This window comes from Paracoccus zhouxuedongae, from assembly GCF_041927815.1.
Lineage (GTDB): Bacteria > Pseudomonadota > Alphaproteobacteria > Rhodobacterales > Rhodobacteraceae > Paracoccus.
Window position 1 is genome coordinate 44,758 of sequence record NZ_JBHFHM010000012.1, and the last position, 21,332, is coordinate 66,089.

The 21,332-nt window shown below is 65.4% G+C and carries 15 protein-coding genes and 1 pseudogene; 8 read left to right on the forward strand and 8 right to left on the reverse strand.

Annotated features, from left to right (window positions below; genetic code table 11):
- The 7 genes and pseudogenes from ACEYYA_RS13090 to ACEYYA_RS13120 all read left to right on the forward strand — a co-directional run bounded on the left by ACEYYA_RS13090 (position 1) and on the right by ACEYYA_RS13120 (position 8,278).
- Positions 1–4,008, forward strand: a complete 4,008-nt coding sequence (locus tag ACEYYA_RS13090) for a baseplate multidomain protein megatron (RefSeq protein WP_374801347.1) — start codon at positions 1–3, stop codon at positions 4,006–4,008.
- A 32-nt stretch (positions 4,009–4,040) separates the two neighbouring features.
- Positions 4,041–5,947, forward strand: a pseudogene (locus tag ACEYYA_RS13095) (DUF2793 domain-containing protein).
- Positions 5,948–5,957: 10 nt separating this feature from the next.
- Positions 5,958–6,266: a hypothetical protein gene (locus tag ACEYYA_RS13100; RefSeq protein WP_374801348.1), complete on the forward strand. Its 309-nt coding sequence runs from the start codon at positions 5,958–5,960 to the stop codon at positions 6,264–6,266.
- 132 nt (positions 6,267–6,398) lie between these two features.
- Positions 6,399–7,079, forward strand: a complete 681-nt coding sequence (locus tag ACEYYA_RS13105) for a YcbK family protein (protein WP_374801349.1) — start codon at positions 6,399–6,401, stop codon at positions 7,077–7,079.
- Complete coding sequence (locus tag ACEYYA_RS13110) at positions 7,079–7,336, forward strand: hypothetical protein (protein WP_374801350.1); 258 nt, start codon at positions 7,079–7,081, stop codon at positions 7,334–7,336. The genes ACEYYA_RS13105 and ACEYYA_RS13110 overlap by 1 nt, the downstream gene beginning before the upstream one ends.
- A gap of 220 nt (positions 7,337–7,556) precedes the next feature.
- Positions 7,557–7,922, forward strand: a complete 366-nt coding sequence (locus tag ACEYYA_RS13115; RefSeq protein ID WP_374801351.1) for a hypothetical protein — start codon at positions 7,557–7,559, stop codon at positions 7,920–7,922.
- 155 nt (positions 7,923–8,077) lie between these two features.
- Positions 8,078–8,278, forward strand: a complete 201-nt coding sequence (locus tag ACEYYA_RS13120) for a hypothetical protein (RefSeq protein WP_374801352.1) — start codon at positions 8,078–8,080, stop codon at positions 8,276–8,278.
- On the opposite strand, the gene ACEYYA_RS13125 is transcribed toward ACEYYA_RS13120, so the two are convergent.
- The 4 genes from ACEYYA_RS13125 to ACEYYA_RS13140 form a co-directional block, all read right to left on the reverse strand.
- Positions 8,230–8,658 (reverse strand): hypothetical protein, encoded by a 429-nt coding sequence (locus tag ACEYYA_RS13125; RefSeq protein ID WP_374801353.1) that lies wholly within the window; start codon positions 8,656–8,658, stop codon positions 8,230–8,232. The genes ACEYYA_RS13120 and ACEYYA_RS13125 overlap by 49 nt on opposite strands.
- Positions 8,655–9,671: a DUF4236 domain-containing protein gene (locus ACEYYA_RS13130; protein WP_374801354.1), complete on the reverse strand. Its 1,017-nt coding sequence runs from the start codon at positions 9,669–9,671 to the stop codon at positions 8,655–8,657. The genes ACEYYA_RS13125 and ACEYYA_RS13130 overlap by 4 nt, the downstream gene beginning before the upstream one ends.
- Before the next feature lie 3 nt (positions 9,672–9,674).
- Entirely contained in the window at positions 9,675–9,929 is a 255-nt protein-coding gene (locus ACEYYA_RS13135; RefSeq protein ID WP_374801355.1) for a hypothetical protein, read from the reverse strand.
- Between the two features lie 115 nt (positions 9,930–10,044).
- Positions 10,045–10,503, reverse strand: coding sequence for a very short patch repair endonuclease (locus ACEYYA_RS13140; protein WP_374801356.1), 459 nt, complete (start codon positions 10,501–10,503; stop codon positions 10,045–10,047).
- Between the two features lie 67 nt (positions 10,504–10,570).
- Between ACEYYA_RS13140 and ACEYYA_RS13145 the strand changes: the two genes are divergently transcribed.
- The gene (locus ACEYYA_RS13145; protein ID WP_374801357.1) at positions 10,571–12,193 is read left to right on the forward strand and encodes a DNA cytosine methyltransferase; all 1,623 of its coding nucleotides are present in this window, start codon (positions 10,571–10,573) and stop codon (positions 12,191–12,193) included.
- A 29-nt stretch (positions 12,194–12,222) separates the two neighbouring features.
- On the opposite strand, the gene ACEYYA_RS13150 is transcribed toward ACEYYA_RS13145, so the two are convergent.
- From ACEYYA_RS13150 to ACEYYA_RS13165, 4 genes are read right to left on the reverse strand one after another with little or no spacing between them, the layout of a single operon-like run.
- A complete protein-coding gene (locus ACEYYA_RS13150; RefSeq protein ID WP_374801358.1) occupies positions 12,223–13,899 on the reverse strand; it encodes an NERD domain-containing protein in 1,677 nt (558 codons plus the stop codon).
- A 2-nt stretch (positions 13,900–13,901) separates the two neighbouring features.
- Positions 13,902–15,722 carry a DrmB family protein gene (gene drmB, locus ACEYYA_RS13155; protein WP_374801360.1) on the reverse strand — a complete coding sequence of 607 codons (1,821 nt, stop codon included), beginning with the start codon at positions 15,720–15,722 and terminating at the stop codon, positions 13,902–13,904.
- A complete protein-coding gene (locus ACEYYA_RS13160; protein WP_374801361.1) occupies positions 15,719–18,877 on the reverse strand; it encodes a helicase-related protein in 3,159 nt (1,052 codons plus the stop codon). Before ACEYYA_RS13160 ends, drmB begins: the two co-directional genes overlap by 4 nt.
- A 29-nt stretch (positions 18,878–18,906) precedes the next feature.
- Positions 18,907–21,303 (reverse strand): UvrD-helicase domain-containing protein, encoded by a 2,397-nt coding sequence (locus ACEYYA_RS13165; RefSeq protein ID WP_374801363.1) that lies wholly within the window; start codon positions 21,301–21,303, stop codon positions 18,907–18,909.
- Positions 21,304–21,332: the final 29 nt, after the last annotated feature.

Genomic DNA, 21,332 nt, shown 5'->3' on the forward strand with positions numbered 1-21,332 from the left:
ATGGCCACCCTCGTTCTCGGCGTCGTCGGCTCCAGCATCGGCATGGGCTTCGGCGGCGCGATCCTCGGCCTCTCCGGTGCCGCCATCGGCGGGCTGATTGGCTCCACAGTAGGGTCGGTCATCGACAGCTGGATCATCTCCTCGCTCGCCCCCACCCAGCGCATCGAGGGCGCGCGGCTGGAAAGCCTGCGGATCACCTCGTCCACCGAGGGTGCCGTGATCCCGCGCCTCTACGGCCGCATGCGCATCGGTGGCAACATCATCTGGGCGACCGATTTCCGGGAGGAGACCCGGACCACCACCCAGCGCGGCGGCGGCAAGGGCGGTGGCGGCGGGAAGGTCCGGACGACGGAGTATCTCTACTACTCCAGCTTCGCGGTCGCCTTGTGCGAAGGCCCGATCACCGGCATCGGCCGCATCTGGGCCGACGGCAAGCCGCTCGATCTCAGCGGCATCACAATGCGCTGGTATCCCGGCGACGAGGCGCAGGCCACCGACCCGTTCATCGCCGCGAAGATGGGCGCGGCCAGCACCCCGGCCTATCGCGGCACGGCCTATGTGGTATTCGAGGATCTGCCGCTGGGTGATTTCGGCAACCGCATTCCGCAGCTTTCCTTCGAGGTCTTCCGCCCGCTGGCCGACCCAGACACGGCCGAGGGACTGACGCGCGCGGTCACGATGATCCCGGCCTCAGGCGAGTTCACCTATTCCACGCAGGCAATCCGCAAGACCACGGGCGGGTCCACCGGCCCCTTCGGCACCTCGAGCGGCGGCACTACCACGGCCGAGAACCTTAACGCGCTGCCGGACACGACAGACATGGTCGTCGCCCTCGACCGGCTGCGTGCTATGGCCCCGGCAGTCGAGAGCGTCAGCCTCGTCGTCGCCTGGTTCGGCACCGACCTGCGCGCGGGCAACTGCCAGATCAAGCCGGGCGTCGAGGTGGCGGCGAAGGCCACGACCCCGCGGGTGTGGTCGGTCAATGGCGTGGGCCGCGCCGCTGCGCATCTGGTCAGCCGCGACAGCGAGGATCGGCCCGTCTATGGCGGCACGCCCTCCGACTTCGCGGTGGTTCAGGCGATCCAGGAGATGAAGGCGCGTGGGCTGCGCGTCACCTTCTATCCCTTCATCCTGATGGATGTCTCGCCCGGCAACAGCCTGCCGAACCCCTACAGCGACAACGCCGCCCAGACGGGCCAGCCCGTGTTCCCATGGCGGGGGCGGATCACCTGTTCTCCGGCTGCGAGCTTCGCGGGCACGGTCGACAAGACCGCGACGGCGGCCACGCAGGTTACGGGCTTCTTCGGCGCGGCAACGCCCGCGAACTTCGCCGTCTCCGGCGAGAGCGTCAGCTGGACCGGTCCCGCCGGTGACTGGGGCCTGCGCCGGATGATCCTGCATTACGCCCACCTCTGCGCGGCGGCCGGAGGGGTCGATGCATTCCTGATCGGCTCGGAGATGCGCGGGCTGACCACCATCCGTTCGGGCGCGTCCACCTATCCGGCCGTGCATGCATTCCGCGATCTCGCCGTCGCCGTGCGCAGCATCCTCGGTCCCGCGACGAAGATTAGTTACGCGGCGGACTGGTCGGAGTATTTCGGCCACCAGCCGGGCGACGGCAGCAATGACGTCTTCTTCCATCTCGACCCGCTCTGGGCCGACGCCAACACCGACTTCATCGCCATCGACAACTACATGCCGCTCTCGGACTGGCGGGACGGGTTCGACCATCTTGACGCGCAGGCGGGCTGGCCCGCGATCCACGACCGTGGCTACCTGCAGGCGAACATCGCGGGCGGGGAAGGTTTCGACTGGTTCTATGGCTCGGAGGCCGACCGGGCCACACAGGTCCGGACGCCGATTGCCGACGGCGCACACAGCAAACCATGGGTGTTCCGCTACAAGGATCTGCGCGCCTGGTGGTCGGAGCCCCACTTCAACCGCCCGGGCGGGGTCGAAAGCGGCACGCCCACCGCATGGGTCCCGCAATCGAAGCCCGTCTGGTTCACCGAACTCGGATGCCCCGCCATCGACCGGGGCACGAACCAGCCCAACGTCTTCTTCGACCCGAAGTCGTCGGAGAGCTTCACGCCCTACTTCTCCCGCGGCTGGCGTGACGACGCGATCCAGCGGGCCTATCTCGAGGCGACCTATCTCTGGTGGGGCGAGGCCGCGAACAACCCGACCTCCGCAGTCTATGGCGGCCGGATGGTGCATGTTCCGGAATGCGCGGCCTGGACATGGGACGCGCGGCCCTATCCGTTCTTTCCTGCGCTCGAAGCCGTCTGGACGGACGGGCCCAACTGGCGGCTGGGCCACTGGCTGACCGGACGGCTCGGCGCAGTGTCGCTCGCGGCCCTCGTCCGCCACCTCTGCCTGCGCGCCGGGTTGCCCGCGCAGCGCATCGACGTCACCGGGCTCTGGGGCGCGGTTGAGGGCTATGTCATCGGCGCGCTGGAAAGTCCCCGGGCCTCGATCACCACGCTCGCGCGGCATTTCGGCTTCGACGCGGTCGAGACCGGAGGGGTGATCCGCTTCGTCATGCGCGGCCGCGCAACCGTGGCCGAGATCGGTGCCGATGATCTGGTCGCCGCCCCGGATCCGCGCGCCGAGGGACTGGAACTCACCCGTGCGCAGGAGACAGAACTGCCGCAAGCGCTGAAGTGGCAGGTCGCGCGGGCCGACGAGGACTACGACGCGGCACAGGTCGAGGCGCAGCGCATCACCGTATCGGCGAGCCGCATCGCCTCCGAGGCCTTCCCGATGGCCGTCGCGCCCGAGGAAGCCGAGCGCCGCTGCCGCCGCGCGCTGATGGAGGCCTGGATCGGCCGCGAGACCGCGAGCTTCCGCCTGCCGCCCTCGCGCCTGGCGCTGGACCCCGCCGACGTGATCCGGCTCCAGCATGACGGGCGCAGCCTCGACTTCCGCCTGCTCTCCACGGCCGATGCCGAGGCGCGCGGCATCGAAGCGATCCGCCAGGACCGCGCGGCCTACGATCTGCCGCCCGGCGATCCGCGACCCGCCTCGCTCGCGCGCCCGCTGGTGCTGGCCGCCCCCGAGGTCGCCTTCCTCGACCTGCCGCAGCTGACCGAGGACCAGCCCGCCCATCGGCCCTTCCTCGCCGCCCATGCGCGGCCATGGCCGGGCGAGCTCGCGGTGTTCCGCAGCCCCGGCAGCGACGGGTTCGATCTCTTGACGACCGTGCCCGCCCGGGCGCGGATGGGCGTGCTGGCCTTCGACCTCTGGCCGGGCCCGGTCTCGCGCTTCGATCTCGGCAATGCGCTGACGCTCGATCTGTTCACCGGCACGCTGGAGAGCGTCACCGATCTGGCCCTGTTCGGAGGGGCCAATGCGCTGGCAGTCGAGGCGAGCCCCGGCGTCTGGGAGATCGTGCAGGCCGGAACGGTCGAGCTGATTGCGCCCGGCCGCTATCGCCTGACCCGTCTCATTCGCGGCCAGCGCGGGACGGAAGGCGCAATGGGCAATCCCGCCCCGGCCGGAGCGCGGGTGGTGGTGCTCGACAGCACGCTTGCGCCACTCCCCATCGCGTTGGGGGACATCGGCCTGCCGTGGAACTGGCGTGTGGGCCCGGCGACGCGGCCACCCTCCGACGAGACCTATGTCGCGCAGGCCTTCACGCCCGCGAGCCTCGGCCTGCGGCCCTTCGCGCCGGTGCACGTCGAACAGCCCTGGCGGCAGGCCCGTGTGCCCGGCGATCTGACCATCCGCTGGATCCGGCGCTCCCGCGCGCTCGAGGCCGATGCCTGGGAACAGGTCGAGGTGCCGGTAGGCGAAGAGGTCGAAGGCTACGAGGTCGAGATCCGCGACGGGGCGGCCGTCAAGCGGGTGCTCACGAGCAGCACGACGTCCGTTCTCTACAGCGCCACCCAGCAGACCGCCGATTGGGGCGCGCTGCTCGCCCACGGCGACACGCTCGCCATCCGCATCTTCCAACTCTCCGCCCGCCTCGGGCGCGGGGCGCCGGCCAGCGTCACGCTGCAATTCTGATCGCCGGCATCGGCAACCCCACAGGATCGACCATGTCCGACACCACCACCCATCTCGGCCTGCCGTACCTCATGGCCGCGCAGGCGCAGAAGCACGTCACCCACAACGAGGCGCTGCGCCTGCTCGACGCCATGGTGCAACTGGCCGTGCTGGACCGCACGCGCACCGCGCCGCCCGCGAGCCCCGCCGACGGCGACCGCCATCTCGTGGCCTCGGGCGCCGCCGGCCTCTGGGCCGGCTGGGATCTGAACGTGGCCTTCCATGTCGACGGCGCATGGATCCGGCTGGTCCCGCGCCCTGGCTGGCTGGTCTGGGTCGCTGATGAGGGCGCCTTCCTCGTCTGGTCGGGCAGCAGCTGGGCCAGCGTGGGCGAGCCGCGCGACGTGCCCGACAGCGTCTTCAGCCTCGTCAACGACGCCGATCCGACCAGGAAGGCGGTCTTCTCGCTGGCCTCGATTTCCTCCGGCCAGACCCGGACCTACACGCTGCCCAACACATCCTCGGAACTGGCGATCCTCGCGGGCACCCAGACCTTCACGGGCAACAAGACCTTCTCCGGCACGCTGACCGCCTCCGGGGGAACGGCGACCATCGGCACATCGACCGGCACCGCCACCTATGGCGTCGGCACGGGCGCGACCACCAACGGCACCACCAAGACCGTGAACCTCGGCACCGGCGGCGCGTCCGGATCGAACACTGTCATCAACATCGGCTCGGCCACCTCCGGCGCGGGCGGCACGACCGTCATCAACACGCCGACGGTCACCTTCGCCAATGCCGTCACGCAGGTCGGCATGCCCCAGGCGAACCTGACGGCCCAGCAGCTGGGCCTCGGCTGGGCCACCGCCGACGCCTTCAACCGCTTCTCGATCAACACCCCCGCGATGCTGTTCAACCATGCGGGCAATGGGATCGAGGCCACCTTCAACAAGAACACCCCCGGCGACGATGCCGCCTTCGCCTTCAAGACCGGATTCTCGGCCCGCGCCCTGATCGGACTGCTGGGCAACGACGACTTCAGCTTCAAGGTCAGCCCGGACGGATCGGCCTATTTCGATGCCATCCGGATCGACCGCGCCAGCGGCAGGGTCGAGCTGCCCGAGCCCATGGTGTTGCCCGGCCTTGCCACGCCGCCCGATCCGCCGCCTGCAGGCCGCATCCATCTCTACGCCCGCGACCGGGCAGGCTCGGCCTGGCTCGAGGTCATGCGGCCCTCGGGTCGCCTGTTTCCGCTGCAGCCCCACTTCGGCGTCAACCGGATCGCCTACTGGGCGCCGTCCTCGGGCACCACGATCAACGCCATCGGCATGCCGCGCTCGGGCGTCGGGACCGCCTCCACACCCGGGCTTGCCACCACCAACCTCTCCACCTCCATGCGCCGCTGGCGGATGACCAGCGCGGCCACGGTCGATGCCGCGGCCGAGGAACGCTCCGCCGGCTGGGTCTGCTGGCGTGGCAATGCCGAAGGACTCGGCGGCTTCACCTATGTGAACCGGCTCTCGCTCACGACCCTGCAGCCCACCGGCATGGGGTTCTTCGGGCTGATGGGATCCACCGCCGCACTGGCGACCACGCTGCTTCTGAGCGCGGTCGTCAACGCCATCGGCATCGGCTTCCAGCGCGGCACCCACGCCAACTGGCAGATCGTCCACAACTCAGGCTCCGGCGCACCCACGCTGATCAATCTGGGCGCGAGCTTCCCCGTCGACTCGGCGACCAATGTCCTGACGCTGTTCCTCTACGCCGCCCGAACGCCGGTTCGGTCTGGGTCCGCGTCGTCGAGGACGTCTCCGGCGCCATCGCCGAGGTCGAGATCACCGCCAACCTCCCCGCCGCCACCCAGCTCCTGAGCCCCCGCAACTACATGAACACCGGCAGCACCGCCGCCGCCGTCGCCTATGACTGCAGCGGTGTCTACGTCGAGACCGACTATTGAGAGGCCCGCCATGACCGACCGCACACCTATTCTGGAGGAGGTCGCCCGGGCCTTCCGCGACCACGGGATCACCGCGGCGATCACCGCGCTGATCGGCGGCACGCTGGCGCTCCTCGCAGCCATCACGCGCAGGGCGTTCACCAATGACGCCATGCTCGCACGCCTCGACCGCGAGCTCCTGATCGAGCGGGATCGGGTGGACAGGCAACGCGCCGAGGATCGCAAGGCCGATGCCGACCGGCTGGAGCGGATGGAGGGCGACATCCGCGCCATGCGCAACCTGATGTTCGAAGCCTTCCAGCGCCGCCGCGACGACTGACGCGCGCCTCGCGCCCAGCGCCACGGCCGCGCGTCACGCCAGACCCAGAAACCTGATCACCACAGCCGCCCCGCCGCCCCTGACGCGCCGGGGTGCCCAATCCCGCATGTCCAACGCCCCGAGGAGGCCATCATGCCCGACCCCGTCCGTACCTTCCGTCACTTCCGCGAGGTGCCCCTGCACCTCTGGCGCTGGCCGAACTTCTCGCCGGCCGAGATTGCCTGCCGCGGCACCGGCCAGCTGAAGCTCCACCCGGCGGCGCTCGACAAGCTGCAGGCCCTGCGCGACCGGCTGGGCAAGCCGCTGATCGTTCGCTCGGCCTATCGCAGCCCCGAGCACAATCGCGCCGTCGGTGGGGCGCCGCGCTCGAAGCACATGGACGGCACGGCGTTTGATATTGCCATGTCGAACCACGACCCTGCCGCCTTCGAGGCTGCGGCGCGAGCGGTGGGGTTTCTGGGCTTCGGCACCTACCCCCGCTCGGGCTTCATGCATATCGACCTCGGCCCTGCCCGCTCGTGGGGCGATCCCTTCCCGCCCCGTGCCGTCCCCTTCGCCGCCGAGACCCCGCCCGCGCGCGAGACACTGGCCGCAAGCCGCACGCTGCGCGGCACGGGCGCGGCCGGGGTGGCGACGGTGGGGGCCGCCGGGGTCGAGGTCGCACAGGAGGTTCTCACCGAAGCGCAAGGCGCCGTCCTGCCGCTGGTGCCCTACCTGGACACGCTGCGCTGGGTGTTCATTGCGCTGGCGCTGGGCGGGGTCACGGTGGCCGTCTGGGCGCGGCTCGACGACTGGCGCAGGGGCCTGCGCTGATGTGGGCCAGCCTGCTGGCCGGGATCCTCTCCCGGCCATGGGCGCGGCGGGTGCCGGCCATCGCTCTCGTCGCCCTCACCATCACCCTGTTCATCGTCAACCTCCGCCGCACGGCCGAGCGCGCAGGCCGCGCCGCCGAGCGGCTTGACCAGCTGGAGCAGACCCATGCCATCCACCGGCAGATGCTGGACGCCGCCGCGCGCCGTCCTCGCAGCCGCGACGATCTTCTTGACCGCCTGCGCGACGGCGGGTTCTGACGTCCCGCCCGGCGCCTGCCCGCCCGTCGTGGCGTATAGCCCGGCTGAGCAGTTGCGCGTCGCCGAGGAAGTCGCCGCGCTGCCCGAGGGGGCGCTGATCGCAGGCTGGCTCGCCGATTACGCTGTCCTGCGTGATCAGGCGCGGGCATGCGTCAGAAGGTAAACTGTGCGCGTCGCCTGAATCGTGGCGTAACCGCGATGATGCGCCTATTCTCGTGCCATGAACGAAGACGACGAAAAGCGCATTGCGGCGAAGCTGGCCAGAATCATGGCCATGCTTTGCGTGCGCAATACGCAGCTGGAGACGCTGCATTCCGGACTGACCCCTGTCAGCCGGACCGGCAACTATTCGGATGTTTTCGTCGTGGACGCGGACGGTCGGCAAATCCCCTGGAGCGAGGTCTCGCGCATCGACGAGAACGAAATGCGCGCACTGATGCAGGAAATCGTCAACCGCCTCTACACCTTCCATGTCGAAGCCAACGATCCCAAGCTGCAGGCGACCATCGAACGCTGGATGGGCGCCGCGACGACATGGGACGATCCGGAAATCGATAAGCGGATGATCAGTCGCGGGCAGGACTAGCGCCGCGACAGGCCGACCCAGACCCATTCGAGAATAGCCAAACCCTCGGGCAAGTGTCCTGCAGGGCGCTCGCTGGCACAGCCTCGACATTCAACTGGACTATGCGCGCAGGCCACGCCTGATGTCGTGGTGCCGCGTTAACGGAGCCGCACGGAATGAACCCGAAACACCCTGGCGTCGTCGTCACGCTGACCGGCCAGGCCGGAAACGCCTTCGCCGTCCTCGGTCGCTGCCGTGAAGCCGCCCGGGACGCTGGGCTATCCGAGGACGAGATCGCCTCCTTCATGGATGAGGCCATGGCTGGCGATTACGACCAGCTATTGCAAACCGCGATGCGCTGGTTCGAGATCAGGTAATCCGAGCCGATCCGCTCAGGAGGAAGCCTCAGCCTGTGTCCCGAAGACTGCCGCGCACTCGGCCTCCCATGCCGCACGGTGCTGCCGGGGATCTTCCGTAACCGGCCCAGCGCCACCGCGAGATCAAAGAAGCCTCGCCGGGGCATGTCGCCCGCGCGGCTGATCACCAGCGCGGCGATCATCGGTCGGCCCGCAGCGACGTCCTCGCGCATGATCTGCTCCAGGGCTGCGGCGACGCGCTGGATCGTTCCGGGCGGCGTCAGGGCGAGTGCTGCAGCCACCGCCTGGTAGGTTGTGAACGGGTCAGCCAGGCAGCGGCGCGACAGCAGCGCCCGAACTTCGGCCGCCAGTGCGGTCGGATCATCTCCCGCGCCGGTCATTCCCCCAGCCCCAGTCGTTCGCGTACATCTTTGAGCCCCGGATCCTCGGCATAGACCCGCTCCAGTTCGCGCCGAGCCTGCGCCTTGCGACCGACCTGATCGTAGAGCACCCCGCGCTCGTAGCGCAGCTGGCGCAGCAGGGTGTCTGCGCGGTCCTTGCGGCGGCGAAGCGCCAGGGTGAACACGTCGATCGCGGCGTCCGGCAGGCCAAGCCGGGCGAGCGCGCGGCCGCGGTAGAGCAGGAGCGCCGTGTCCACCGGCGTCTCGTTCGTGATCCCGGCGCTCATGGCGACGACCCGCTCCAGCTCAGCGCGGTCCGCATCACCCTCAAGGGTGAGTTCCGCGAAGGACAACAGCACCACCGGATCGTTTGGGTCGATTGCCAGCAGCCGCTCGACATGGCGCATCGCCGCTGAACGATCCCCCTCGAACTGTGCGATCTCGACCAGCGCCAGACGCGTGCCGCGCTCGCGGGGGCGGGCATGGGCATCGACTTCGGGCGTCACCGGAAAGGTGACCTGTGCGGCGATCCCGTATTTCTCCAGCAGGCCACCCAGCAGGTCGAGCCCGCCCAGCGCGGCCTCCAGATGACGCCGCGCAGGCCCGAACTCCTCACGCCGGAGCCGCAGCATGCCGGCCATCCAGGCGGCATCGGGCAGGCTGGCGGCCTTCTCGAATTCCGCGAGCGCGGCCCCCTCGTCGCCTGCGTTCAGCGCCTTCAGCCCGTCGACCAGCGCACGCTCATCCGCAGGCGTGAACAGCCGCTGGAAGAAGCCGAGGTTCAGCCGGTCGCGCTGGGCGACCGGGGGCGCATTGGCGGCGGACGCGCGGCGCGGCTCGTGCACAGTGTAGAATAGGCCCGTCCCGGGCAAACCGGCCGTGACCCGGTTGCCGCGCGGGCTGACGGTGTATTTCGCGCCGCGCGGGCCGAAGGGCAGCGAGGCTGTCGACTTCGACAGGTTCACCGTGACCCCGGGGGCTATCCGGATGCGGCGCCAGAAGCGGAAGGACATGGCTCAGCCCCCGCGCGCACCGGCGGCAATCCGGTCAAGGGTATCGAGCGCATCCTCGAGCGTCTTCACGGCGCCGAACTTCTCCGTCTCGGTCATGTTCGGGTTGGAACGGATTGCCCCAGTGCCCTGCACCAGCGCCTCACGGACAGCCGCGCCGCGATCCGGCGTGCTCAGCACGATCTGCCCCATCAGGATCTGGATCAGCATGTTCTGGGCCACCAGCTGCCCCGCGAAGACCTGCGTGTCGTTGTTCTTCATGATTGCCGTCGAATCCCTGCAGCCCGGCAGATGCCTGCCATCTTCTGTTGCGTACTCGATGCCTTATAGGCAGGGAAAAGGACGAGGCCAAATCGGCAGGAGCCATCGCCTGCCATCATCCGGGATCCGTTTTGCCGATTTCCAGCTGCCGGTTTTCGGACAGAAGCCATTCCTCGATTGCCGCAATAGTCTGCTCGACTGATCGCGGCTTTCGCAGCGCGCATTCCCATATCGTTGCGACGCGCCACCCATCTGCCACCAGCGCATCGCATACCGCACGATCGCGCCTGACATTCGCGGCGAACTTCTCCGCCCAGAACTCGGGACGGGTCGCGGGCGTTGTCGCATAGCGGCAGCCTTCGTGACGGTGCCAGAAGCATCCATGCACGAAGATGACGGCCCGGTGCTTTGCGAGGATCAGGTCCGGCCGACCGGGGACACCCTTTCCATGAAGCCGATAGCGGAAGCCGCGCGAATGGAGCGCGCGCCTCAGCACCTTTTCCGGCTTCGTGTCCTTGCCCCGGATCCCGGACATCATCCGCGAGCGGGTCTGCCTGTCGACAATATCTGCCATTTGCCTCCTGGCCTCTGCGTCCGAACCTGGTATACATCCTGGAACCGCAATTCGAGAGGCCCCTGATTTGCCAGCGACTTTCGGCATCGTCGATCTGTTTGCCGGCCCGGGCGGGCTGGGCGAGGGTTTTGCGTCCCTCGACGTCGGCGGCCACGCGCCGTTCCGGATCGGCATCTCGGTCGAGAAGGAAACCTCGGCGCACCGCACGCTGACCTTGCGCGCCTTCCTGCGGGCGCATCAGGCGCGGCACGGGACGTTGCCGCAGGCCTTCATCGACTTCCATGCCGGGCTGATCGCGGAGCCCGAATGGAGCGAGGTTGATGCGTCGGCATGGCAGCATGCGACGGCGGAGGCGCAATGCCTCGAGCTCGGGACGGAACCGGCTGCCGCAGCCATCGATCATGCCATCGGTGCGCTGCGCCAGGATTTCGACGACACCATCCTGATCGGCGGTCCGCCCTGCCAGGCCTATTCGCTGGTCGGGCGCGCGCGGGCGAGGGGCAAGGTCGGATACGTCCCCGAAGAGGACGAGCGGCACTATCTCTTCCGCGAATACATCCGCGTGCTCGACCGCCTGCGCCCCGCGGCCTTCGTCATGGAAAACGTCAAGGGCATGCTGTCCTCGACGGTCGAGAGCCGCCTTGTCTTCGAGATGCTGATGGAGGACCTCGCCTCGCTCGGCACCGGTCAGGGGCATCACTACGAGATGTGGGCGATCCGGGTGGCGGACGGCAGAGCCAGCCTGCAGAAGGCCGAGCAGCCCTCCGACTTCATCGTCCGTGCCGAGGAGTTCGGCGTTCCGCAGCGCCGTCACCGCGTGATCATCGTCGGCATCCGCTCCGATCTCGCGGACAGGGCCACCGGGACGAGCATGGCGGTTTCCGGGGTGACACGGACCGTCGATGAAGCCATCGGCATGATGCCGGAACTGCGCAGCGGCCTCAGCCGTGGTCGCGACGATCCGGCGAGCTGGCGGCGCGAGGTCGTCGAGGCCGCCCGGTTGCTGGCGCGCATCTACCGGGGCAAGGAGGACGGCCCGCTGCGCGACGCCTTCTCCGCCGTTGCCGGGGGCCTGAAGGACGGACTGCTGGCACCGCGCCTATCGGCACGGCGCCCCGAGGGCTACGGCACGTCGAACGACGAGCTCCTTGCCTGGCTGGAGCGCCCTGCATTGCGTGGAATTGCCCAGCACGAGACCCGCGGACACATGCCCTCGGATCTCGGCCGCTATCTGTTCGCAGCCGTATTCGGCGCCGTGCAAGGATACAGCCCCAAGGCGGCCGATTTCCCGCTCTCGCTCAGCCCCGACCACCGCAACTGGCACAGCGGCGTTTTCAACGACCGCTTCCGGGTCCAGCTCGCCGGCGAGCCATCGACCACGGTCACGAGCCACATCTCGAAGGATGGCCACTACTTCATTCACCCCGATCCAACGCAGTGCCGCAGCCTCACCGTGCGCGAGGCGGCGCGCCTGCAGACCTTCCCGGATGACTATCTGTTCCTCGGCAATCGGACGCAGCAGTACGTCCAAGTCGGCAACGCCGTGCCACCGTTCCTTGCAAGGCAGATCGCGCAAATCGTGTTGAACGCCATCACCTGGGTCGACCCAAAGCGTCAGGGCACCGACCAGCGAGAGTTGCACGTGGCGTCCACCGACCCGAAGCGGCTTCGCAAGGATCTGTTCGACTGAGAAGCGAGATGGCCTGAAACCGCAGGGCCTCACCGAACAGTGGCCTCAACCTCCTGCTTGATGCGTGCGATGTCCTCGGCGGTACCAACGATTTCCAGCAGGACGTTCGCCCGGCTTGTCGCGACGTAGATCAGTTCGGGATCAGTCAGCCCATCGATGCCGACAAGAAACACGCATGGGCGTGACAGCCCCTTGAACCGCCGGACTGTATCAAGGATGATATGATCCGACCGGACATCATCGGAACGGCAGGTCGGCTTCCCGGCAATCTTGTCCGGCAGTGACATCGATGTACGGCCACCTCCCACGAGTATCGCAATCTGCCCCGGCAGGACCTGACCCGAGCCAAGAAGTTGCGCGACACGATCGCTCACGCGGGAAAGAGCCATTTCCCCATTGCGACAAACGAGGCTGCCTACAGGCTCCCCCTCCGGTCCTGCGGGTGTGCTACGGCGTCCCTCATACCACTTCGTCATCAGGGCATGAATTCGTCGCGTGTTTCGAAGATTTCGAGTCAGTGCGATCGACGATGCAGGTAGAGCATCTACGAATCCCCTCTCGGGCGAGAAAAGGCGCTGGTTGTCATCATAGAAGACATAGAAACTCCCGGTTTCGGGGTCGCTGATCGCAAGGCGCAGGGAGTTCAACCATGAGTCTCGAAAGTCCTGCCCCTCATCGACGATGACGGTGTCGAAGGCCAGATCGGGATTGTTGCCGACTGCTTCGACAAGTGCTTCTGGCAGCAGGCGGTCGAAAAGGGACTGGTCGACCTCTGTGGGGACGTCGACTCCGGCCTTGTGCGCCAAGGTCCGGCACAACGCATGGAAACTGGCCACCACTAGGTTTTCATGACCCTGGCAGACGCTGCGCAGATGAGATGCCAGCGGAGCGTTGAAGCAGGTCAGGAGCGTCCGGCGGCCCTCGGCGGCCGATCTGATCGCCTTTTCGACAGCCAGTACTGTCTTTCCACTGCCGGCTCCTCCCGAGATCGCCATTTCCCTATTGTCTTCAAGCGAGTCGAGGATCCAGGCCTGTTCAGCCGTCAGCTGCTCGATGGTTCTGGCGTCGTCGGCAAGGCTGATGCCGATATGTGCCTTCAGCTCGAAATGGCTTGCAAGAAGCTCTTCAAGCGCCCTGAGACCATCCAGACCGAGGGGGCTTTCGCGCAAGTCGCCACCGTCGGTCATCCGCCGGATAATCCAGCGATCAAGGGCGTCCATGTCGTCGCCGAATGCGATTATGTCGAGCGGCGCATCCGGCGCGAGGGCGCGTGCGGGTCTGACGCTCCCAGGAAGGATCGCACCATGGCGTGCCCGGATGAAACGGCCTCGGAGCATCTTGCCGGCATTCAGGCGCTTCAGGAAATGGTGCTTGCTGCTGCGCGCCTGAGACAGCGGGTTCTTGATCCTGAATCTGAACCCGTCACGATCCTCGCTGAGCCACTGGCCATCGTTCTCGCGGCAGCTCACCCTCCCGCCCTTTACCTCGAGGAACAGGAGGCCGTGTTCCGCGTGCGCGACAATGAAGTCCGCTTCTCCGTCGAACTCGGCGCCGTCAGTATCCGCTTCATGCCAGGAGCGTGAATAGTAGCAGTTGAAGTCTCCGGGCAACTTGTCCCGGATCCGCTCATAGACGCGGACTTCCGACGACAGTTTCGCATTTTCCAGAACATGTCGCGGCAATTCCCTCGGGTACATGCGCGCCATGCTCAGGATCCTCCATCAAGCAGTTTGCGGAAGAACCCTAGCCCCGGTTTTTCGGGTGTGCCCACAAGCATGCCGCGATCGAGATGCCGGTTGAAATGCTCGCAAGAAGTTTCCGGAAGGAACGTGCAGCTGTGACAGGCCGCCGATCCGGATCCCTCGGAGAGTGAGAGGATGCCGCTGCTGCAAAGCGGATCGGAAGAGCACCATTCCAGATCCCGGAGTGAGGCGAGCAGGATCGGACCAATCTCGCTTGTGCGCCCCTTTCGCGACAATCCGCCGAGCGTTCCATCGGAATCCGGCGCGGATGTGTAGAGGAGAAATCCGCACATGCCGCCCGGGCCAGGCGAAACATAGAGCCTCTCACGGATGGAAGCAGTGGAATACCCGCTGTCGAGCGACAGCCGCTCCGAAAGAGCGTGGGCTGTTGTGTGCACCAGTAGAAACCTCGCCGAAATCAGCATTGGGAACGGGCGATCGCTACCGTTGTGGTCCTGCCACGCACGCTCTGCAGCCTGATGGGCCTTTGCCGCTCTGTCGGCGACATCGGGCTCGTTCTCCCATGACGATACGGCACTTTCATCGAAGTTGATGAAGATGCCTTCCCCCCGGACCTCGATTGCCGGGAGCCAGTTCAGCTTCCTCTCGGACAGCGGCGCCACGAAGGCGCTGTTGTCGGCTGCCTCCACCGGACTGAGCCGAGTGAATGCCCTCAGTGCTCGGACTTCGCGCAGCCTCTCGACCGATACCACACGGTCCAGAACACCTTGCAGGTCACTGGGGATCTGCTGAGGCGAGATCTGGAACTCGGGGAACTCCTCCCCATCCGGGCCACCCGAGTACAGCATCAGGTGCTCGTTGGGACGCAAGTCGCCGGTCTTGTTGTCAAGGATCGTCAGCAGGGTCAGGATCCGTGCGGTCAGGTCTTCCGGCCTGGTGTCCGGTTCTGGCCACATGGGGTGGATTCTCTTCCGCACGAAGGCAGGAAGCTGCGACCTGTCGTCGAGGGCAATGATGTCGGGCCAGAAATCCTCCAGCATGTCCCGGAAGGAACCACCAAACGGCGGCACGTCGAGCGCCGATTCGATGACAGGGAAATAAGCGTTGGATGCACCGCGCTGAATGGCAACAGGCTGATGGCTGCAGCTTTCCGGCGGCGTCTTCAGCCAAGGTGACCGTCCGTCGCAAGAGATCTTGCCCAGCGCGCCAGGCGACAGGGCGCCGTCGAGGTCACGCTCCGCCTTGCATTCAGTGCAGTGGACCTTGAGCCCCTTCAGTCCGGCCCCTTCCCCGATGAGCTTGAGCGGCTTCTTTCGAGAACAGGACTCGGCGTGCTTCGGCCATGACATCCAGGGAAAGTCCTGAAGATGCCCCGCAGGGCATGTCACGATGAAGCGGACCGGTATCGCATGGACCTTCCTGACACGCTTGCCGCGCCCGGAACTGCAGGAAGGGCACCACAGCTCGGGTTTCCCGATCTCGGAACTCCAGAACCGGCTTCGTTGCAGGAGGTTGCACTTCGGGCAGACATGCCAGTCTGGAAACCGATAGGCCGGCAAGAGGCGTGGTCGCTTCTCCCTGCCGACTTTCTCGTCTCCGACGGGAGGCAACCTGAACCCATTCACCTGCAGCCTTGCCTGAAGTGGCTCGTGATGAATGCGTTGATCGTTCAGAAGCCCCTTCTTGATGGCCAGCTGGTCCCAAGCCTCAAGGCCAGCCGCCACAACGGAGACAGGCGCGCCGTTCTCGCCTCTGAAGTCGATGATCGCGCCGGGGCCATTGCCTGTCAGAACCTGACTCCGCCGAATCTTGCCGATCGGTTTCATGGCCTGGTCCCCCTGTCCGATCCGCCTTCGAGCAGAACATATGATGCAGATGCCTCGACGGAGCGCAGCGAGTTCGGGGTCGGCCTCTGCCCGGCAAAGCGTGCCTTGTTCCCACGCTCGGCGGCAGCTTCCGCCGAAGTCAGGAGAGCTTCGCTGTAGTCTTGCCAATAGTCAGTCAGGCCCTGTCGGTCGAACCAGTCGTCGAGGAACGAGTTGAGTTGTGCTCGTGCTGCGCCTGACTCAACCGGATCAATCCGCTCGATCCGGGCAATCACCTTTTCGAGGAGTGCTTCAGCCTCCTCTTGATGCTGTTCGATTGCGCCCGGATTCTCCATGCCAGCCACCAGATGGCGCACCATTGCAACATACGGAGCATGAAGTGCACGGTCACGCGCGCGCGGAGCGAAGGGTGTCACGCTCGTGGCCTCCACATCCCGGTAAAGGCTGCGATGCCAACTGGCAAAGGTCTCGTACCTGCTGCGGTCACGGGACTTGGCCGCGTTGAACAATGTGATCACAAGTCCCGGCGCCTTCTGGCTTCTCCCTACCCGGCTGGTCGCCTGAATGTACTCGGCAATCGTCTTCGGCTGCCCGTTGACCACCATCAGGCCCAACCGGGAAACATCCATACCGACCGAGATCATGTTGCTTGCCAGAACGACGTCGACGTGATCCGGATCGTTCCACGCGCGCTCAAGGTCCTTGAGGTATCTCGGGATGTCGCTGGAACGGACGCGACTCGTGAGCTCGATCTGTGCCCCGGCGTCCCGCTCGATCTCCCCTGACCTGCGCTCAGCATAATCCCGGATGCTGCGGGCGACGTCATCACGCATGAGAACAAGTGCCCCGCCCAGCTCCCTCAGCGAATTGAAATAGTTGACCAGAGTCCAGTATCCGTCGCGCTTGTGAGCAGCCAGCGACTGGTCGGTGGCGGCTTGAAGCAGGGAAGCCGCAACCGCCTGTTGCGTGAATTTGGCCGAGCGACCGACAGTCGAGATTCCCACATAACGGCGCCCGGGCACGCCACGGTCCTCGATCGCAAACCCCGAATTGGTGTGATCGATCCCGGGCGGGGGAAACTGAAAGGAGCCGCGGTCAAACAGGGCCTTGATCTGGTCTTCGGCCCTGCGGATCGTTGCAGTCGATCCGATGACCTTCGCCCTGACTCCTGCTCCAGAGCAACATAGCTCGTCGATTGCGGTCTCGTAGAGCCCGGCAAGGCTGCCCAACGGGCCCGAGATCAGGTGGAGCTCGTCCTGGATCACCAGTTCGGGGGCATCTGCCGGCGTACCGATGCCGAACAGGCAGCCAGTCATCTGGTTCCGAGTGATCTGCGCGTATTTGTCGACCGTGGCGATCAACAACGTCGGCCGTTCTCGGTAGACATCCTCGTCGACCGTCCAGATCGGGAGCAATGCCAGTTCCTGCCCGACATCACATGTCTTCGTCAGGCAGCGCACCTCCACACGGCTTCTGTCGGCCGAGATTCTCCAATCGAGGACTTCATGACAGCACGGGCAGCTGCGCAACTGAGACGGAGAGCTTTCCGCATCCGTCCCCAGCACCTTCTCCGCGTCTGCGACAGTGTTCGGAGTGGCACCTTCTCCCACCCAGAGCCCGAGGGAAATCGGGATATCCGATGCGAAGTGTGCCGGCAGATTGACCCCTTCAAGCATGACCTTGCCGCGCCTGACCATCTCGCAGGCACAGATCAGGGCCGCTGCGCGCTCGAACTGCTGGATTGTCAGAAGTCGAAGCGTGTATCGCATGAACGTCGTCACGCCTGCGCCGCTCGAGTTTCCCTTGGCGCGGAGACGACGAAGGAAGATCGTGAAAGCCGTCAACAGAAGGTAGGCTTCGGTCTTTCCGCCGCCTGTCGGGAACCACAGCAGGTCCATCGTCTCGCGATCGGAGGACTCGGGGTTCGCGACCGACTCAAGACACAGGAGCGCGAAACCGAGCTGAAACGGCCGCCACACCAGTTCGGGCGGATGTGGGTTGATACGCCACGAGTATTGTAGTGCGAGGGCAGCGTTCGCGAGCCGGAAGGCAGTCAGCACATCGGATGAAGTCTCGAGAAGAGCGATACCCGCACGCATCCGCTGTTCAGCCTCTCGGCAGCGCTGCATGTGCCATTTTGCCTGCTCGACGTGCGCCTCCGACATGGCGAGCGCGACGACTTCCATCCTCGAAATCCATTGAGCGTAGGCATCAACAAACGACTTCAGTCCGGCGAAGAGACTGACGTCGCCCTCGGATGCCAGCCAGGAAGCCCCCAGAGGCAACCTGGCAGCCGCCTGCTTGAACTCTGCATCCCCTTCCGCGCTTACGACATGGACAGTTGATTCCGGAAACCAGCTTGTCCGGACCTGATGCACGTTGCCGTCCACGGGCTCGTCCCACATCGCCGAGCAGGTGTGGCCCACTGCAAATTGCTGCACGTTGCGATACAGAAGGGCAGATGCGCGCGCATCGTCTTCGTCACGTGCCGAACCAACCCTCTCCGGTTTGGGAACGAACCGGCATCCATCCTCGCACTCCACAACCAGCGAAAACTGGAAAAGCGCGGCTTCCTCATTCGCTGCGCGACTTCTCACCTCAGTTGGCTTTGCGTCATTGGTTACCGCCAGCGTGACAAGCAGGATATGGCCCCAGGGAGCAATCCGGCAGTGCAACGAGGCTCCCGCAAGCCCGCTGCTGGCAAGGCTGATGATCGGGGCTGGCTCCTTGCGCAGTGCCACAAGATCGAGTGACACCTCGGCGAATTGAGGAGTTCGGCGCCAACTCTGCGCTCGCTTCCTCCCCGGATTGCCACCTTCCTCCGCCGCGCCTTCAGGCCTGTAACGGGCCCCGTCGACCCGAACCCGCAGCCTGAGAGTCGGGCCGATCGGCTCGACGGCGAAGGACAGGCCGGCAGAGCTCGGTCGAAACGCCGAGGCTGCCTTCACTCCATCCAGCGCTGTGCCGACCGCATCCGCATCGTCGGCATCGCTCGCTTCGTCGTCATCTTCCGGCGATATCGGCGTGCGAGGGGGGAAAAGGATCCCGGTGAGATATCGATCGGTGGGGCGATCCGAAATGAGCTCGTCCGGCGCCTCCGGGCCAATGAGATCAACCTTCATCCGTTCCAGAAGCTTATCGCGAGCATCAATCATTCACATTCTCCAGAAACCATGGTTCTCGCTCAGCGAGGAATGCTGGCAAAGCCGCCAATCAGCGGCATGAGCGCAAGGCTCGGTGCATCTCCGGGCCGGCCTGGCACCACTGTTGTAGTCGCACCCACAACAGAAATCCCCGAAACGACTTCCGGAAGTGCCGAACCCGGCTCGACCTTGCGCAACGACTGCATCAACTCGACGAAACCATCCGACAGGCAGCCGATTGCTGGTCCGCCAGAGTCTCCGACTGTCAGGACAAGACGTCCATCGGAGGCAGGATACGCTGTGGCTCTCGGCTCGTCGTACGCGGCACGCCATATGTTCGCGATCGTATCCGCCTCACTGGCAACATGGCCCGAACGCACGAATTCGGCCCAATCCACGAGATCCCCCTCGAGACCGATCTCGATCAGGCGATGCGCACGACGCGCGGCCCAAAACCGCTCCGGTTCTCCAGTCGAGTAGTATTTGTTCGGGCTGATCCATCCAGTTCGCAGCTCGTTGCTTGCGCGGGTTGCCCCTACGTACAGAGTTCGAGCTTCCTCGGCCCAGTCCACCCTGTCGCCGTAAGGCGCCCGCATCAGCAGCAGCATCACGCGTTCGGCCTCTCTCCCCTTGATCGCATGGATCGTCGAAAGCAACGGCCCCGAGTTTCCCTCGTGGTCACTGATCAGCTCGGGTGGCGGATCGGCAAGACCCTCGGCGATGTTGCCAACCGAAATGTCCTCCCGACCGGAGGCATCGAGATCGAGCAGGATTTCCCAGCATTCCCCGAAACTACGCCATGGCGCCGGTCTAAGTTGTTCATGGATGGACAAGAAATCAGCGCGCGACATGCGGGTCGATGCGGGCAGACCACCAAGCAGCGCGCCAATCCAGGCTTCGATCCTCGGCGGTCGGTCGGGCAGTCGGAGCCTGAAACTTCGGCCAGCCGCGCGCATGTCTTCAGCTGCGGTGAATAGTCCTCGACGACTTCGGGTGAGGATCAGCCCGGCTGTTGTCGACGGATGAATCGCGAAATCTGCAATGTCGTTCTCGACGGCCGCTGCCCTGATCTCCTCCCGAACGCGAAAGTAGCCATCTCTTGAACCTGCCGGATCGCCTCTCAGTGTCTGGCGAACCGTTCTGAACATGTCCTTCAGCGCTGCTGTCCGTGTGCGGTGGTCGCGCTCTAACTGATCGCAAGTGAAATCGGGACGCTTGGCGACTTCGGAAAGGAATGTGGATCCTGAATTGCCCTTGTTTTGATAGCCGTAGATCGCTTGCGCGAAATCTCCGAAAACCGTGACGCCGCAGGCAGGATTCAGCAAGGCAAGTAGGGCTTCGCACATCTCCTTGCGGTCACCGACAAGATCCTGCGCCTCATCAATGATCACATGTTCCAGCTGACCAATCGCATCTGCGACGAGTGGGTTATCCGAACGCAGCAGCCTTTTCGCAGCCCGAATTGAAGCGTCATGCCCGCCTGAGGAACCAACACCGGCACTCGAAAGCAGGCGCGCTGCGAACGAGTCGAACGTCCTGATCTGCAATGCCGCCACATTGGGAATTTCGTTCAAGCGCCGACCGATCCGATCCCGGAGCTCTGCAACTGCAATGCGTGTGAAGCTGAGCAGCAGGACACGCGAAGGGGCAATACCCTCGTCCTGCACAAGGGATATGATACGTTCGCAAGCCACGTGGGTCTTTCCGCTCCCGGGGCCAGCCTCGACTAGCATTCGTGTGTCAGCAGGAGTCTGCGCCACGCGCAGCTGACTTTCATCGGGCGACTCCATCTTCAACGATGAAGATTCAGGCGGCGTGAGGTTGAACCATTCGTTCAGGAACGAGGCGGTCTCCTCGCTGAGCGACCATCTCCGCTCGAAGGGATCGAATGCCCCACTGAGCGTGAGAGCCTTGCGCAATGCCGCGGGCATCGGATCGTCAGAGACCCAGCGGCCATCGGCCGCAAGCGAACCATGACCACACAGCAAGACAGGCTCTTCAATCGTCCGCAGGATCTCGATCAGGCTTTGGTTCGCCTGTCCTGCAACGTCAGGGAACAGGAATCCGGAGTCGGCTGCGCCGTGGAGCCCATGATCCCCGAGCGCAATCACCCTTCCATCCGGCAGTGCGACACGGCGCTCGGGCAAAGCCACGAGGACGGGTTCGCCGCGCACTGTGCCGTAGCCGATGTCCTTCAGTTCGCACAGCAGATCGATGACGGCGCTGATCCGGGCCTCAGCCTCCGCGCTGTCTGCCTCATCCACGAACTGCGACACCCACTCCACAACCGTGGTACGGCTGACGCCACGACGCGCATGAACAAAGCGCCGGACGAGGTCAGCGATGGCTCTTGCACTGCGCCCCCCCGACAGATCCCGGATGGATGAATCGGGGTAAAGCGCAGATTCAGAACTCACGTTACACCTCTCGACAGACATCCCGAAGATGATTGACGTTCAGATAGTTG

Excerpts from the sequence above, each read along its gene's own strand:
- ACEYYA_RS13130 (WP_374801354.1), bottom strand. The coding sequence starts at position 9,671 with ATGTCCTTCCGCTTCTGGCGCCGCATCCGGATAGCCCCCGGGGTCACG.
- ACEYYA_RS13090 (WP_374801347.1), top strand. The coding sequence starts at position 1 with ATGGCCACCCTCGTTCTCGGCGTCGTCGGCTCCAGCATCGGCATGGGC.
- ACEYYA_RS13160 (WP_374801361.1), bottom strand. The coding sequence starts at position 18,877 with ATGATTGATGCTCGCGATAAGCTTCTGGAACGGATGAAGGTTGATCTC.
- ACEYYA_RS13115 (WP_374801351.1), top strand. The coding sequence starts at position 7,557 with ATGAACGAAGACGACGAAAAGCGCATTGCGGCGAAGCTGGCCAGAATC.
- ACEYYA_RS13100 (WP_374801348.1), top strand. The coding sequence starts at position 5,958 with ATGACCGACCGCACACCTATTCTGGAGGAGGTCGCCCGGGCCTTCCGC.
- ACEYYA_RS13120 (WP_374801352.1), top strand. The coding sequence starts at position 8,078 with ATGAACCCGAAACACCCTGGCGTCGTCGTCACGCTGACCGGCCAGGCC.
- drmB (WP_374801360.1), bottom strand. The coding sequence starts at position 15,722 with ATGAAACCGATCGGCAAGATTCGGCGGAGTCAGGTTCTGACAGGCAAT.
- ACEYYA_RS13125 (WP_374801353.1), bottom strand. The coding sequence starts at position 8,658 with ATGACCGGCGCGGGAGATGATCCGACCGCACTGGCGGCCGAAGTTCGG.
- ACEYYA_RS13135 (WP_374801355.1), bottom strand. The coding sequence starts at position 9,929 with ATGAAGAACAACGACACGCAGGTCTTCGCGGGGCAGCTGGTGGCCCAG.
- ACEYYA_RS13165 (WP_374801363.1), bottom strand. The coding sequence starts at position 21,303 with ATGTCTGTCGAGAGGTGTAACGTGAGTTCTGAATCTGCGCTTTACCCC.
- ACEYYA_RS13150 (WP_374801358.1), bottom strand. The coding sequence starts at position 13,899 with ATGGCGCGCATGTACCCGAGGGAATTGCCGCGACATGTTCTGGAAAAT.
- ACEYYA_RS13110 (WP_374801350.1), top strand. The coding sequence starts at position 7,079 with ATGTGGGCCAGCCTGCTGGCCGGGATCCTCTCCCGGCCATGGGCGCGG.
- ACEYYA_RS13140 (WP_374801356.1), bottom strand. The coding sequence starts at position 10,503 with ATGGCAGATATTGTCGACAGGCAGACCCGCTCGCGGATGATGTCCGGG.
- ACEYYA_RS13105 (WP_374801349.1), top strand. The coding sequence starts at position 6,399 with ATGCCCGACCCCGTCCGTACCTTCCGTCACTTCCGCGAGGTGCCCCTG.